At 32.9% G+C, this 14,879-nt stretch carries 13 protein-coding genes and 1 tRNA gene; 10 read left to right on the top strand and 4 right to left on the bottom strand.

The window, feature by feature from the left end; genetic code table 11:
• Nucleotides 1–17: 17 nt before the first annotated feature.
• From H574_RS0104355 to H574_RS0104330, 6 genes are all read left to right on the top strand, one after another.
• Entirely contained in the window at nt 18–665 is a 648-nt protein-coding gene (locus H574_RS0104355) for a thymidine kinase (RefSeq protein WP_027879390.1), read from the top strand.
• Nucleotides 658–1,764 carry an alanine racemase gene (gene alr, locus H574_RS0104350; RefSeq protein ID WP_027879389.1) on the top strand — a complete coding sequence of 369 codons (1,107 nt, stop codon included), beginning with the start codon at nt 658–660 and terminating at the stop codon, nt 1,762–1,764. Before H574_RS0104355 ends, alr begins: the two co-directional genes overlap by 8 nt.
• A gap of 97 nt (nt 1,765–1,861) precedes the next feature.
• Nucleotides 1,862–2,269: a large conductance mechanosensitive channel protein MscL gene (gene mscL, locus H574_RS0104345; RefSeq protein WP_027879388.1), complete on the top strand. Its 408-nt coding sequence runs from the start codon at nt 1,862–1,864 to the stop codon at nt 2,267–2,269.
• 137 nt (nt 2,270–2,406) lie between these two features.
• Nucleotides 2,407–3,396 (top strand): aspartate-semialdehyde dehydrogenase, encoded by a 990-nt coding sequence (locus tag H574_RS0104340; protein WP_027879387.1) that lies wholly within the window; start codon nt 2,407–2,409, stop codon nt 3,394–3,396.
• Between the two features lie 102 nt (nt 3,397–3,498).
• Complete coding sequence (locus H574_RS0104335) at nt 3,499–5,661, top strand: prolyl oligopeptidase family serine peptidase (protein WP_027879386.1); 2,163 nt, start codon at nt 3,499–3,501, stop codon at nt 5,659–5,661.
• Nucleotides 5,662–5,734: 73 nt separating this feature from the next.
• Nucleotides 5,735–6,646, top strand: a complete 912-nt coding sequence (locus tag H574_RS0104330) for an ABC transporter ATP-binding protein (protein WP_027879385.1) — start codon at nt 5,735–5,737, stop codon at nt 6,644–6,646.
• Here the strand turns inward: H574_RS0104330 and H574_RS0104325 are convergent.
• Nucleotides 6,625–7,635 (bottom strand): helix-turn-helix transcriptional regulator, encoded by a 1,011-nt coding sequence (locus H574_RS0104325; protein ID WP_027879384.1) that lies wholly within the window; start codon nt 7,633–7,635, stop codon nt 6,625–6,627. The two genes, H574_RS0104330 and H574_RS0104325, sit on opposite strands and share 22 nt — an antisense overlap.
• 551 nt (nt 7,636–8,186) lie before the next feature.
• On the opposite strand from H574_RS0104325, the gene H574_RS0104320 reads away from it, so the two are divergent.
• The 4 genes from H574_RS0104320 (at nt 8,187) to H574_RS0104310 (ending at nt 12,440) form a co-directional block, all read left to right on the top strand.
• Complete coding sequence (locus H574_RS0104320) at nt 8,187–8,735, top strand: hypothetical protein (RefSeq protein WP_027879383.1); 549 nt, start codon at nt 8,187–8,189, stop codon at nt 8,733–8,735.
• A 144-nt stretch (nt 8,736–8,879) separates the two neighbouring features.
• A tRNA-Pro gene (locus H574_RS14630) sits at nt 8,880–8,952 on the top strand.
• Between the two features lie 730 nt (nt 8,953–9,682).
• Nucleotides 9,683–10,783 (top strand): slipin family protein, encoded by a 1,101-nt coding sequence (locus H574_RS0104315; RefSeq protein ID WP_027879382.1) that lies wholly within the window; start codon nt 9,683–9,685, stop codon nt 10,781–10,783.
• A gap of 256 nt (nt 10,784–11,039) precedes the next feature.
• A complete protein-coding gene (locus H574_RS0104310) occupies nt 11,040–12,440 on the top strand; it encodes an RtcB family protein (RefSeq protein ID WP_027879381.1) in 1,401 nt (466 codons plus the stop codon).
• A 43-nt stretch (nt 12,441–12,483) separates the two neighbouring features.
• On the opposite strand, the gene H574_RS0104305 is transcribed toward H574_RS0104310, so the two are convergent.
• From H574_RS0104305 to H574_RS0104295, 3 genes are read right to left on the bottom strand one after another with little or no spacing between them, the layout of a single operon-like run.
• Entirely contained in the window at nt 12,484–12,942 is a 459-nt protein-coding gene (locus tag H574_RS0104305; RefSeq protein ID WP_027879380.1) for a GreA/GreB family elongation factor, read from the bottom strand.
• Nucleotides 12,923–13,624: a monofunctional biosynthetic peptidoglycan transglycosylase gene (gene mtgA, locus H574_RS0104300; protein ID WP_027879379.1), complete on the bottom strand. Its 702-nt coding sequence runs from the start codon at nt 13,622–13,624 to the stop codon at nt 12,923–12,925. The genes H574_RS0104305 and mtgA overlap by 20 nt, the downstream gene beginning before the upstream one ends.
• A 3-nt stretch (nt 13,625–13,627) precedes the next feature.
• Nucleotides 13,628–14,743 carry an NAD(P)/FAD-dependent oxidoreductase gene (locus H574_RS0104295; protein WP_027879378.1) on the bottom strand — a complete coding sequence of 372 codons (1,116 nt, stop codon included), beginning with the start codon at nt 14,741–14,743 and terminating at the stop codon, nt 13,628–13,630.
• Between the last annotated feature and the right edge of the window lie 136 nt (nt 14,744–14,879).

The following is a 14,879-nucleotide window of genomic DNA, read 5'->3' as shown; positions in this document are numbered from 1 at the left end:
AGTGTTAAAATTACAAAATGTTTCTTGAAAATACAGTAAATCAAAAAGAACAATTTGGATGGATTGAAGTCATCTGTGGATCAATGTTTTCCGGTAAAACCGAAGAGCTAATAAGAAGACTAAAACGCGCCCAATTTGCAAAACAAAAAGTCGAAATTTTTAAACCGGCTATAGATGTAAGATATGACGAAGAAGAAGTTGTATCTCACGACTCAAACTCTATTCGATCAACTCCTGTACCGGCTGCTGCAAATATTCCTATTTTAGCAGATAATTGTGATGTTGTAGGTATTGACGAAGCTCAATTTTTTGATGACGAAATTGTAAAAGTATGTAATGACCTAGCAAATAAAGGTATTAGAGTTATTGTTGCTGGTTTAGATATGGACTTTAAAGGTAATCCTTTTGGACCAATGCCTTTTTTAATGGCAACTGCAGAGTATGTTACTAAAGTACACGCTGTATGCACAAGAACAGGTAACCTAGCACAATACAGTTACCGTAAATCTCAAAACGACAACTTAGTACTTTTGGGAGAAACAGAAGAGTATGAACCTTTAAGTCGCGCAGCATATTACAAGGCAACCATGCGCGAAAAAATTAAAAACATAAAAGTAACCGACGCTAAACCATTAGATACTAATCCAGAAGCAAAAAATGGATAAGGCACAAGAAACTATTCTTGAAATTGATTTAAAAACACTAAAACAAAATTTTAAGTTTTTAAAATCAAAAACCACTGCAAACATCAAATTTTTAGCAGTAGTAAAAGCATTTGCATATGGTAGTGATGCTGTAGAAATTGCCAAATATTTACAAGACTTAGACGTAGATTATTTTGCTGTTGCGTATAGCTACGAAGGTGTTGCATTACGCGATGCTGGTGTTACAAAACCCATATTGGTACTGCATCCACAACCTGTAAATTTTGATACTATAATCAAACGCTGTTTAGAACCTAGCATGTACTCTAAACGTATTCTAGAAACATTTATCGCTTGCGCGGAAAAACATAAACAAACCAATTATCCTGTTCATATAAAATTTAACACAGGATTAAACCGAATTGGCTTTTCAGAACATGATATCCAAACTGTTTTAAGTAGCTTAAAAACAACTAAAAGTATCAAAGTGCGATCTCTATTTTCACACTTAGCTGCAAGCGAAGATTTAAATGAAAGAGAATTTACTTTAAATCAAATTAAAAGTTTTAAAAACATTGCAAAAACTTTTAATTCTGGTTTAGGTTACAATGCTTTCTTACATATGTGTAACACATCAGGAATATTAAATTATCCCGAAGCACATTTTGATATGGTAAGAAGTGGTATAGGATTATATGGCTTTGGTAACGATGCTAAACACAAAAAAGATTTAAAGCCAATAGCTAATTTAAAAAGTATTATCTCTCAAATTCATCATCTTAAAAAAGGAGACAGTTTAGGCTACAACAGAGGTTATATTGCTAAACAAGATACAACAACTGCAACAATACCTATTGGACATGCAGATGGCATAAAAAGACAGTATGGTAAAGGCAAAGGTTTTATAACAATAAACAACCAAAAAGCACCTATTTTAGGTAATGTTTGTATGGATATGATTATGGTAGACGTTACTAATATAAACTGTAAAGAAGGAGACGAAGTCATAATTTTTGATGCGCATAACACTGCAGAAGATTTAGCAGAAACTGTGCAATCTATTTCTTACGAATTAATCACAGCTATCTCTCAACGTATAAAACGTGTCTTTAATCGATAAAAACTCTTTTTTTATGCTACTTAAAATCGGTTTGTGTTAAAATTTTAAGTAATTTGAATCTCATATTAAAAATTAACTAACGTAAAATTTTAAGATTATGCTTAAAGAATTTAAGAATTTTATCATGACAGGAAATGTCATAGATTTAGCAGTAGCTGTAATTCTTGCTGGTGCAGTAGGAATGGTTGTAAATGGATTTGTATCTGACATTATGATGCCAATTGTTGGTCATTTTGCTGGTGGAATGAACTTTGAAGACCTTAAAGTAGTATTATCTCCAGCTGTAGTAGATGCAGAAGGAACCGTAACAACACCAGAAAATGCAATTTTATATGGTAAATGGATTAATGCTATCATTAATTTAATTACTGTAGGATTTGTATTATTTATGATTGTAAAAGCATACAACAAAACTAAAAAGCCAAAAGAAGAAGCTCCAGCAGCTCCTGCAGGACCATCAGAGATTGACTTATTAAAAGAAATTAGAGACGCTTTAAAAAAGTAATCTAGATAACACATTTTATACTAAATCAGGAATTATTAATAGTTCCTGATTTTTTTTGGTCTTTTTTTAAGAAATTATTAGCGTTCTAATACTATAAATACTCTAATTTTACGTGCAAATTTTTTAAATCAAAAAAGATGAAAGTAGCAATTGTTGGTGCCACAGGAATGGTTGGCGAAGTCATGTTAAAAGTATTAGCAGAACGTAATTTTCCAATAACAGAATTAATACCTGTAGCTTCAGAAAGATCTGTTGGAAAAACAATAACCTACAAAAACAAAGATTATAAAGTTGTTGGTTTAGAAACAGCAGTTTCTATGCGTCCTGACATTGCTTTATTTTCTGCTGGAGGATCTACTTCTTTAGAATGGGCTCCAAAATTTGCAGATGCTGGCACAACAGTAGTAGATAACTCTTCTGCTTGGCGTATGGATGAGACTAAAAAGTTAGTAGTGCCAGAAATTAACGCATCACAATTGACTAAAGAAGATAAAATTATTGCTAATCCAAACTGTTCTACAATACAGTTAGTAATGTGCTTGGCACCACTTCATCAAAAATATAAAATGAAACGTGTTGTTGTTTCAACCTATCAATCTGTTTCTGGTACTGGTGTAAAAGCAGTTAGACAATTAGAAAATGAAATTGCAGGTATTGAAGGCGAAATGGCATACCCATATCCAATAGGCAAAAATGCATTACCGCATTGTGACGTTTTTGAAGCTAACGGTTACACTAAAGAAGAAATGAAATTAGCACGCGAACCTCAAAAAATTCTTGACGATCGTACATTCTCTGTTTCTGCAACAGCGGTAAGAATACCAACTGCAGGTGGACATAGCGAGTCTGTAAATGTAGAGTTTGAAAACGACTTTAACCTTGACGAGGTTAGATCTTTATTAAGTCAAACACCTGGTGTTACTGTGCAAGACAATACAGATACAAACACTTATCCAATGCCAATTTATGCACATGATAAAGACGACGTTTTTGTTGGACGCATAAGACGTGACGAAACTCAACCAAACACATTAAATATGTGGATTGTTGCAGACAATTTACGTAAAGGAGCAGCAACAAATACTGTTCAAATTGCAGAATACCTAATAGAAAACAAACTTATATAAGTTTGTTTTCTATTTAAAAAAATCTTAAAAAAGCGTTTGTAACAAGTTTACAAACGCTTTTTTGCGTATTTTTAAAGCTATTAAATATAAATTCACTTAAAAATGAAAAAATTAGCTATTGGTCTATTTTCCCTAATCACCATAATGTCTTGTAAAGAAGAAATGAAGCAAAAAGAAACAATCAAACTTACCTACCCAGAAACTAAACAAGTAGATACTGTAGATACTTATTTTGGTGAAACAGTAAAAGACCCATACAGATGGTTAGAAGATGATAGAAGTGAAGAAACTGAAGCTTGGGTTAAAGCAGAAAATAAAGTAACACAAGGTTACTTAGCAAACATACCTTACAGAGAGCAATTAAAAGAACGTCTATCTAAATTATGGAATTACGAAAAAATAGGATCTCCTTTTAAAGAAGGTGATTATACTTATTTCTATAAAAATGATGGTCTACAAAACCAATACGTCATTTATCGTTACAAAACAGGTGAAGACCCAAAAACAGCCGAAGTTTTCTTAGACCCAAATACATTTAAAGAAGACGGAACAATCTCTCTTGGAGGAACAAGTTTTTCTAAAAATGGAAAGATTTTAGCCTATGCCATTTCTGAAGGAGGAAGCGATTGGCGTAAAATTTTAATTATGGATGTAGAAACTAAAGAAATTATAGAAGATACTTTAGTCGATATTAAATTTAGTGGTATGTCTTGGTACAAAAACGAAGGTTTTTATTACTCAAGCTATGATAAACCTAAAGGAAGCAAGTTATCTGCAAAAACAGACCAACACAAAGTCTACTATCATAAATTAGGAACACCACAAAGCGAAGACCAGTTAATTTATGGTGGTACAGAAGCCGAAAAACACCGTTATATCTATGGAAATGTTACTAGAGACGATAGATTTTTAATTCTTTCTCCTCGTGTATCAACCTCAGGAAACAAATTATTAATTAAAGATTTAACAAAACCAAATAGTGATTTTGTAACCATTTTAGATCACACAGATAGTGACACATACATTTTAGAAAACGAAGGCGATCAGCTATTTATAGTTACAAATCTTAATGCGCCTAACCAAAGATTAGTAACTGTTAATGCCTCAAATCCAGCTCCAGAAAACTGGAAAGATATCATTCCTGAAACTAAAAATGTATTAAGCGCATCAAAAGCTGGTGGATACTTTTTTGCAGAATATATGGTAGATGCTGTATCAAAAGTATTACAATATGATTATTCTGGTAAACTAGTGCGCGAAGTAGAATTACCTGGTGTTGGAAGCGCTGGCGGATTTGGTGCTAAAAAAGAAGAAAAAGAGCTTTACTACTCGTTTACAAACTATGTTACACCAGGAAGCATCTATAAGTACGATATCGAAAACGGAACTTCAGAATTATACCGTAAACCAGATATCGATTTTAATCCTGAAAATTACGAAAGTAAACAAGTATTTTATACCTCAAAAGACGGTACAAAAGTACCTATGATAATTACACATAAAAAAGGTATCGAACTTAACGGAAAAAACCCAACAATACTTTACGGATATGGTGGCTTCAATATTAGCTTAACACCAAGTTTTAGTATAGCAAATGCAGTTTGGATGGAGCAAGGAGGTATTTATGCTGTACCAAATTTACGTGGTGGCGGAGAATACGGAAAAGCTTGGCATGATGCCGGAACACAACTAAAAAAACAAAATGTTTTTGACGATTTTATTGCTGCTGCAGAATATCTTATAGAGAACAAATATACCTCGTCAGATTACTTAGCAATTAGAGGTGGATCAAACGGAGGATTATTAGTTGGCGCAACTATGACGCAACGACCAGATTTAATGAAGGTTGCTTTACCTGCTGTTGGTGTTTTAGATATGTTACGCTACCATACATTTACCGCTGGTGCCGGTTGGGCATACGATTACGGTACGGCTGAAGATAACAAGGAAATGTTTGAATACTTAAAAGGATACTCGCCTGTACACAATGTAAAAGAAGGTACACAATATCCTGCAACAATGGTTACCACTGGTGATCATGATGATAGAGTTGTACCTGCACATAGCTTTAAATTTGCGGCAGAACTACAAGCAAAACAAAAAGGAGATAATCCTGTTTTAATTAGAATTGAAACCGATGCAGGTCATGGTGCTGGTACACCGGTAAGTAAAACCATAGAACAATATGCAGATATTTACGGGTTTACATTATTCAATATGGGATTTGATGTACTACCAGAAAAAATTGAAGATTTTAAAAATTAAGAATAAAGATAAAAATACATCAAACCGCTTAAAAGTTAATTTAAGCGGTTTTTTTTATACTATTTTTGCAACTATGCTAAACGTACAAAACCTAACATTTTCATATAAAAATACACCTGTTTTAAAAGATATTTCTTTTAAAGTTGAAACTGGTGAAAACCTTGCTATTATTGGCGAAAGTGGCTCAGGAAAAAGTACGTTATTAAATCTTATTTATGGCGAATTTGATTTAAATCAAGGACACATTTTTTGGAAAGACACCGAAATTTTAGGTCCAAAATACAACTTAGTGGTTGGTTATGAGTTTATGAAATATGTGCATCAAGAATTCGATTTAATGCCATACATAACCGTTGCCGAAAATATTGCCAAACATCTGTCAAGATTTTATCCAGAAGAACGAGAAGAGCGTACCGGAGAGCTACTAAACGTTGTAGAATTAGAAGCATTTGCCAATGTAAAAGTAAAAACGCTATCTGGCGGACAAAAACAACGTGTGGCACTAGCAAGAGCTTTAGCAAAGCAACCAGAAATTATCTTGTTGGATGAACCTTTTAGCCATATAGATAATTTTAAAAAACAAAGTTTAAGACGTAATGTGTTTAAGTATTTAAAAGATAAAAATATCGCTTGTATTGTAGCAACACATGACAAAGAAGATGTATTAGGATTTGCCGATAATATGATTGTTTTGGAGGATAAAAAAATCTTAGAACAAGGTAAACCAGAACAATTATATAACAATCCTAAAACACCATTAATTGCTTCTTTTTTTGACGAATTTAATGTGATTGATGACAGAATTGTTTACGCAAATCAATTAAAAATCGTTGAAAAATCTAATCTAAAAGCAACTATTATTACCAGTTATTTTAAAGGCAATCACTACTTAATTGAAGCTAATTTAAATGGCGACAAAGTGTTTTTTGAGCATCATAATTCAATAGAAAAAGGACAAGAAATTTACTTATCAATTTCGGAATAATTTTTAACCGATTGTTTTAATTTTCCTAAAATTCGGTCTCTTAATTTTTTAGGTTTTAAAACTTCAATACTATCACCAAAACCTAAAATGAGTCGTTCTAACTCAAAATTATGTTGAACGAAAATATTAAAAATAGTACCATCTTCTCTGGTTTTTATTGTACGTTGGGACGGATGAAAAGGTTTAGTAACCACATAAGGTGCATTTTTTTTATCAACCCAAAATTGTATGCGTTGCGCTCTAGAGTTGGATACCGTAACACCAACAACGTCTTTGTAAAAGTTGTCACCTTCAATTTGCAAATCAATATAATCTACGTTGTCTTCAATATTAATGTTTATTATTCTATCTAAAGCCAAAGTGATCATTTTTTTTTTGTGAGACGCTAGCAAAAACCAACGGTTATTAAATTCTTTTAATAACTGCGGATGCACTTGCATAACGCTAGAAGTTCTTGCAGAAAACGATTGATATGACACTTTAATCACTTTTTTAGATTGTATCGCGTTATAAATAACATCAATAAACTCTAAACCTTTTAGTTGTTCGTTTTTATCTAAATGAATAATAGCGCGATTGTCCTTTTGCGACGCATACACCGAATCTTCCAAACGCTGTAAAACGCCATCCATTTCTTTAAATAATGAGAAGTCTTTAAATTGCCTTAGCACTTGTATAGCTTCGTTCATTACCTTAATATCTTTATCGGTTACAGGTATGTTTACAATGCTGTATTCTGGATTGTCGTATTTATAAAATTTACGATTGTAAACCACTATTGGCGCATTATAGCCTAATTTATCACTACGCATCATTTGTATATCTAATTGCACAGTACGTTTACTTACATCTACATCTTTACCTTCATACTCGTAAAGCGCATCAGAACAAGCAGTAATTAAGTCGTCAAGTGTCCATTCTCGATAGTTATTTTGAAGACATTTATCAATGGTTTTATATCTAATTAATGCATTTTTATTTACAGCCATTTTAAGTGATTTTTAAGGTCGAAATAAAAGTAAATAATTTCTACGCAATAATTTTGCGTAGTCATGTTTTTCATGAAAAATTCGTTCAATAGCAAAAAATTCTTGCTTTTTTCAAAAAAAGTTAATACTACGTATTAAGGGTTGTAATTTCTTGAAATTCAAAAAATAAATTTTGAAAATTGAAAAATAAATCTAAATCTTTGCAGCGCAATTGGCTTACTAAGACCAGCTAAAACAAGTAAAATTAAAAACAAGAACAATGCGTTTATTTATAACATATCAACCAGAACCAAAAGGACTTTCACCTTTTGTGACGCTTCGTGATTATTGTAGATAAACTTTTGTAAATTCATACAAAATGAAAAATCCGAAGCAAATTTTTAACTGTTTCGGATTTTTTGTTTTTCAGCCATTAGCAAGTCTGCTAAAACATTTCCCCGAAACATTAAAATAAAAACAGAATGTCATGCTGAGCTTGACGAAGCATCTCATTTTAATTGATTTTAAAAAATATCACTGAATTTAATTCAGAATTAAAAAAACATAAAACAATGGACACGAATTTGTTAAACAACTACGTGCTTAAAGCTATAGATGCTTATCCATACGAATTAGAAGAAACCGTAGAAAACCTAAACTACGCTTTGTCTTACGAAAGTAACAACGCTTACGCTTTGTATTTAATGGGACAATTACAAGCAGAACAATTAGGCGACTATGAAAAAGCCAAGCACTATTTTGCAGAAGCTTTAGCTAATAAAATGGATTTTCATAAGGTTTATGATAAATACATTTTAGTACTAATCTGGAACGACGATTATCAAGAAGCTCAAAATTTAATAGACTTTGCGCTAACCGTTAAAGGCATAGATAAAGGCTTAATCTGGTATTATCAAGGTATGCTTTTAGAGTATCAAACAGTATACAAAAAAGCCATAAAAGCATTAAAAACAGCAAAAGCATTTGGTTACAATAGAGATTTTATAAGTCATATAGATAATGAAATATCTAGGATTAAAGACAAAATAAAACCTAAAAAGAAAAAAGCCTCTAAGAAGAAAAAGAGCAAAAAAGACAAGAAAAAGAAGAAGAAAAAATAAATTTTAAACTACGCAAAAATATTGCGCAATAGCGTAAAATATTTGCAGAGTAGATAACAAAAAGTCTTTTGGAATCAGACTTTTAAAGCAGCGCTTCACCAGTCGAAGGAACTGGTGAAGCTTAATAAAAGTTCTTAAACATAACTGAGAGGATAACGATGGTTGGTTTACTCGCTTTGGAAGCGAGAGGTTGTAGGTTCGAATCCTATCTCTCAGACAATTAAAATATCAAGTAAGTCTTGTTAAGTGTTTCTGTATAGCACTATTGTATAAATCCTTGCAGTTTCGCATTAGGTATTTATGTTCAACTTGGCTTGAAGGTTTTTAGGTTATTTGACCAAATAAATAATCCCATCTATGTACACAGGTTCGAATCCTGTCTTCTCTAACGGGAAGTAGCTTAGCGGTTAAGCAATAGATTCAAATTGTAGGTTCGAATCCTACCAAGATCTAACGGTCTTGTGGCGAAATTGGTAAACGCGCTGTATTTAGGTTACAGTTTTGAAAATGGACTTTAATCCATCTTTTTTGATCAAGAAGGTCACTTGTAAAAATAGACCACCAGTGTTGCCATCACGTAAAAAATGGCTCTAAAAACAAAAGCAAAGTATAAGTTGGCTAGCTTATGTAATTTTTACAAAAAGCAGTCTAGACAACACCTTGAAATACTAATGTATTTAAAGTCACTTTGGGTAATCTTTTAAAGATTCATTTTTAAATCAAATCATTGAAATTTTTTCGGTGTAAACATTTAAAAATCATCTACTAAACATTATGTAAAGCGCTATAAAACCGTAGTATTTCCGTAGTAAGAAAGATGGTTAACTTTTATTTTGCTTTAACTAAGAATAGATCATTTTCAGCATAAGCTTGAAAATCCTATTATAAATGTATAACCGTTCTGATATTTAAAAAATAATGCAATCAGAACATAATAATTAGAAATCATGAAGAGAGTAAGAATTCATGCAGGAAACGTAGGTTTAGTATTTAAAAACGGTGATTACAAACGCGTAATTACTAGTGGTACACATTGGTTAGGCTTTAACGAAAGCGTTATAACATACAGCTTAACTACAGCTTTTAATGCGCCTAAAGCATTGGAAATCTTACTAGAAGACCAAGCTTTAGCCAACATGTTACACGTTGTAAATGTAGAAGACAATCAAATTGTTTTAGTTTACACGTACAACAACTTTAAGCAAGTGCTAACCGCTGGTCAATACACCTTTTGGAACACGTTGGTAGACTATAAATTTGTTACTGTAGATTTAAGTAAAATCGAAATCACAGAAAACATCAGCAAGTCATTATACACCAATATGCAATTAAGACAATACATACGCGCTTTCGAAGTAGCAGCATACGAAAAAGCCATTATGATTGTAGACGATAAGTTCGATAAAATCTTAGATCACGGTACATACCACTTCTGGAGAAACAATCAAACTATAAAAATCGCAAAAGCAGATTTACGTCAGTTACAATTAGAAGTGTCAGGTCAAGAGTTGTTAACCAAAGACAAAGCAGCGGTACGTATTAACTTTTACGCACAGTACAAAGTAATCGATATCGAAACGGCATTAATGCAAAATAAAGATTACGAAAAACAATTGTACACAAGCTTGCAATTAGCCTTAAGAGCATACGTTGGCGCTTACACCTTAGACGAATTGTTAGAGCAAAAAGACCAAATAGCAAAAGCAGTTCTAGAAGACGTAAAAGCGCAAGCCAGCAAGTTAGGCGTAAACGTATTACATGCCGGTATGCGCGATGTAATTTTACCAGGCGACATGAAAGACATCATGAACCAAGTATTAATTGCACAGAAAAAAGCGCAAGCCAACGTAATTACAAGACGCGAAGAAACCGCATCGACACGTAGCTTGTTAAATACCGCAAAATTAATGGAAGACAACAGCATGTTGTTCAAATTAAAAGAAATGGAATACGTAGAAAAAATAGCCGATAAAATTGGCGAAATCACTATAGCCGGAAACGGAAACGTGATCGAGCAATTAAAAGATATTTTTTCGGTAAACAAGTAATTTTTTGGGCGTAACCACGCTTTTAGTGGCGTGGTCGTGCTTTACGTTATATCTTTTGCAAGCAAAAGGATGCCACTTCAATCGCTTACGCGGGCTAAACCAATAAGCATTTTGTTAAATAAAAAAATACAAAAACGCAAAAACATTGCGTAATACACTATAATATTTGTAATGTCATTCAGAGCGACAGCGAAGAATCTCGTTAAATTGAAAGATAAAAGAAAAAAACATTATCACCAACGTGGGAAATAAAACAATGGAAACAAACACAAAAATAACCGGAAAAGACTTAATCAATTTAGGTTACAGACAAGGCAAATGGATGCAAGAAGCATTGATTTACATCAACGAAAACCAATTACAAGGCAATGCTTTACAAAGTTATTTAGAGCAATACAAGTTACCAGATCCATTACCACTACATAGTAAACCTTTAGACTTTTCAATTAACATAAAAGCAGAAAACGAGTTAGAAGAAGATAACGTTTCTAAAGTCATTAACTCGATGCAAACCTTAATGAAAACACCAACATTAGTCAATGGTGCTATTATGCCAGATGCTTGCCCAACGGGACCAGACGGAACCATTCCTGTTGGCGGCGTTGCAGTAGCTAAAAATGCTATTCATCCAGGTATGCATAGTGCAGATATTTGTTGTTCGGTCATGCTAACAGACTTTGGAAAAGTCAACCCAAAAGACGTGCTAAACGCAGCACATGCTAATACACATTTTGGTCCTGGCGGACGCGATAGAAATACGCAATTTAGATTTCCGAAAGAACTATTAGAAGCTTTTGAAAACAATTATTTCTTAAAAGACCAACAAATGATCCAAGCCGCAAGAGCTCATTTAGGAACTCAAGGCGATGGTAACCATTTCTTGTTTGTTGGTACCTCTAAAAAAACAGGAAACACTATGTTGGTAACGCATCACGGATCACGTGGTCCTGGTGCTAGATTGTATACAAAAGGTATGAAAATAGCCGAACGTTTTAGAAAAATATTATCACCAGAAACGTTAAAACAAAACGCATGGATTCCTTTTGATACAGAAGAAGGTCAAGGCTATTGGCAAGCTTTACAGACCATAAGACAATGGACAAAAACCAATCATGAGGTGATTCATAATTCGGTTGCAGAAAGTTTAGAAATTGCTATTGAAAACCGTTACTGGAACGAGCATAACTTTGTATTTAAAGATGGCGATTTATTTTACCATGCGAAAGGCGCAACACCTTTAGATGCTAAGTTTATGCCAGATATTACAGGTCCAAGATTAATACCTTTAAATATGTCTGAGCCTGTATTAATTGTTGATGGTGCCACTACCAAAACCAATTTAGGTTTTGCGCCACATGGTGCTGGTAGAAACGTAAGCCGTACACAACATAGAAAGAGCAAAACGGGAAGCATTATGCAAATTTTTAAGGAAGAAACACGCGGATTAGATGTTAGGTTTTTCTCTAAAGAAATTGATATTACCGAATTACCAAGCGCTTATAAAAATGCTCAAACCGTTAGAAACCAAATGGAGGAATACGGTTTAGGAAATGTCATTGATGAGGTACTTCCTTACGGTTGTATTATGGCAGGCGATTGGCAAAAAAATGCACCTTGGCGTGTAAAAAGAGAGAAAAGAAGAAGAAATAAATCTTAGAAAGGAAAAAAGTGGACTAACATATGGTGGTCTGCTTTTTTAATTATAAAATCTCTGTAATTTTAAAAGACATATTTCTGAAAGTTACTTTATCACCAACCGATTTTCCGAGAAGTAATTGACCAATTGGTGTATTTGCCGAAATAGCGTAAAAAACTTCACTTTCAACTTTAATTTCACCAGCACTAATGCTAATAAAGTAATTAGATGTTGTAGTGAAAACAACACTACCTAAACCAATGTTTTTAGAGGTTAATTCGGTGTTAATTTTAGACAGAATTTGTTTCGTTTTTTCAATTTCAGCTAATTGGTGTCCTGCTTTTTCCCGTTCTAATTGCAACATGGCGCGTCCTGTTTCGTGCTTATCTCCTGCACTACTCTTTGTTTCACTTTGCAGACTTTGTTTTATATCTTCAATAACCGCCAAAACACTCTGTAAACGCGTCTCTAAACTTTGATTACAAAGCTGTAATAATTGGGTTTTAATGTTTTGGGTTTTCATCGTCTTTCTTAGGAAATTTTAATGGTCCGTAAAAACCCATTTGTTTGATAATCCATTGTTTTCTTGCCGAAATATAACTTGTTACAGGTTGTGCTTTATAGCGTCTTGGGTTTGGCAAAATTGCAGCTATTGCAGCCGATTGATTGATATTTAATCTTTTTGCCGAAGTCCCAAACCAATGTTGTGACGCTGCTTCTGCGCCGTAAACGCCATTACCCATTTCGATGCTGTTAAGATACACTTCCAAAATGCGCTCTTTAGACCATAGTTTTTCTATTAAAAACGTAAAATAAGTTTCTAGACCTTTACGTAACCAACTTCTGTTTGGCCATAAAAATACATTTTTTGCGGTTTGTTGGCTTATGGTACTTGCGCCTTTTATTCGTTTTGATTTTTTATTATTTTGGTAAGCCTTTTCAATCGCTTCTATATCAAAACCATTATGGTTTACGAATTTTTGATCTTCACTACAAATTACAGCTTTTTGTAGGTGAATTGAAATATCTTCAATATCTACCCAATTATGTTTAAATGTTGAGGTTTTTTCTGTGTTTTCTAAAGAGCGAATAGCCATTAACGGTGTATAATATATTGGTACATAACGATAAATTACAACCCATAATACAGTTAAAATTACAAACCAAACACAACATTTTAGTAAAAACCGAAAGACTCTTTTCATTGCTTAATTTTGGGTTAAATCTGCTAATTCTTTTCCTATTAAACTTCCAATTGCTATGCCCATTCCACCAAGTCTAACACCACAAAACACATTATTAGAAACCTGTTTTACTATAGTGTTTTTTTGTTTACCAACACCCATAATACCAGACCAACGGTGATCAATTTCAAAGTTAGTTTCGGGTAAAATCGTGGTTTTTAAAAGTGTTTCTAATTTATTTTGAATGAGTTTTGTTTGCGCAAACTCGGTAGTTTCTTCGGTTTTAAAATCTAGGTTACGTCCACCTCCAAAAAGGATGCGATTATTAATATTTCTAAAGTAATAATAGCCTTGATCTAAATGAAACGTACCTTTTATATGTAAATCTTTTATCGGTTTTGTAATTAATACTTGCGCTCGTGCTGGTTTTACATTTTGAATGTTTAATTGTGAAGCAAAACCGTTGGTAGCTATCAATAATTTTGAGGTTAAAAACTCGAACTGATTGGTTTTTACTTTAACTGAATCTTGATTTTCTGAAAAACTTTCAACAGTAATACTATTTAAAATTTTAATTCCTTTAGATTGTACTTTTTGAAGAAGTGCTTCCATCATTTTCCCGGTGTCTATTTGACCTTCAAAAGCATTAAATATGTATTGCTTTTTTATGTTCTTAAAATTGAATATATTGTCTTTTAAGCTAAACACTTCTGCATTAAATATTGGCTTTAGCAGCTTATTGATATAATCTTTTTTTGATAGGCAATTTTCAAATAGATTGTCATTTTCTGTAAACAGCTCGTAACCACAAAAAGCTTGATAATTTATGGTATGGTCTCCTAAGGTTTGTCGTAATAGTTTTAAGCCTTTTATGCGTTTGTTTATTAATTGTAGAACTTCTGCTTCAGTATGTGTATTTAAATCGTCTAAAATTTCGCTTAAACTACCAAAGCATGCAAATCCTGCGTTTTTAGTACTAGCGCCATTTGGTAAAACTCCTTTTTCAAGGATTAAAATATTTGCTTTAGGATATGTTTTTTTTAATTGTAATGCACAACTTAAACCTACAATACCACTGCCAACAATAGTAAAGTCTACGTTGGTTAACCATGATTTTATTTCCCAATAGCTAAAGTTCACAAAAAAATAAGTAAAAGATTAAGTGATGTAAATGTACTTAATTTTTAGTACTGTTGTTGGCTTTGTGTTAAGGATAGTAGTGGCATCCTTTTTTGAAGTATGAAAAAAAGATATAACGAATAGCCTGACCGTTTGT

The sequence above is a fragment of the Mesoflavibacter zeaxanthinifaciens DSM 18436 genome (assembly GCF_000422365.1).
Taxonomy (GTDB): domain Bacteria; phylum Bacteroidota; class Bacteroidia; order Flavobacteriales; family Flavobacteriaceae; genus Mesoflavibacter; species Mesoflavibacter zeaxanthinifaciens.
Note: the sequence above shows the minus strand (reverse complement) of the source record. Positions and strands in the feature narration are given on the sequence as shown.

What these genes read in the sequence shown, in the direction of transcription:
- H574_RS0104355 (WP_027879390.1), top strand. Translation starts at nt 18, where the DNA reads ATGTTTCTTGAAAATACAGTAAATCAAAAAGAACAATTTGGATGGATT.
- H574_RS0104310 (WP_027879381.1), top strand. Translation starts at nt 11,040, where the DNA reads ATGGAAACAAACACAAAAATAACCGGAAAAGACTTAATCAATTTAGGT.
- alr (WP_027879389.1), top strand. Translation starts at nt 658, where the DNA reads ATGGATAAGGCACAAGAAACTATTCTTGAAATTGATTTAAAAACACTA.
- mscL (WP_027879388.1), top strand. Translation starts at nt 1,862, where the DNA reads ATGCTTAAAGAATTTAAGAATTTTATCATGACAGGAAATGTCATAGAT.
- mtgA (WP_027879379.1), bottom strand. Translation starts at nt 13,624, where the DNA reads ATGAAAAGAGTCTTTCGGTTTTTACTAAAATGTTGTGTTTGGTTTGTA.
- H574_RS0104340 (WP_027879387.1), top strand. Translation starts at nt 2,407, where the DNA reads ATGAAAGTAGCAATTGTTGGTGCCACAGGAATGGTTGGCGAAGTCATG.
- H574_RS0104315 (WP_027879382.1), top strand. Translation starts at nt 9,683, where the DNA reads ATGAAGAGAGTAAGAATTCATGCAGGAAACGTAGGTTTAGTATTTAAA.
- H574_RS0104305 (WP_027879380.1), bottom strand. Translation starts at nt 12,942, where the DNA reads ATGAAAACCCAAAACATTAAAACCCAATTATTACAGCTTTGTAATCAA.
- H574_RS0104325 (WP_027879384.1), bottom strand. Translation starts at nt 7,635, where the DNA reads ATGGCTGTAAATAAAAATGCATTAATTAGATATAAAACCATTGATAAA.
- H574_RS0104320 (WP_027879383.1), top strand. Translation starts at nt 8,187, where the DNA reads ATGGACACGAATTTGTTAAACAACTACGTGCTTAAAGCTATAGATGCT.
- H574_RS0104330 (WP_027879385.1), top strand. Translation starts at nt 5,735, where the DNA reads ATGCTAAACGTACAAAACCTAACATTTTCATATAAAAATACACCTGTT.
- H574_RS0104335 (WP_027879386.1), top strand. Translation starts at nt 3,499, where the DNA reads ATGAAAAAATTAGCTATTGGTCTATTTTCCCTAATCACCATAATGTCT.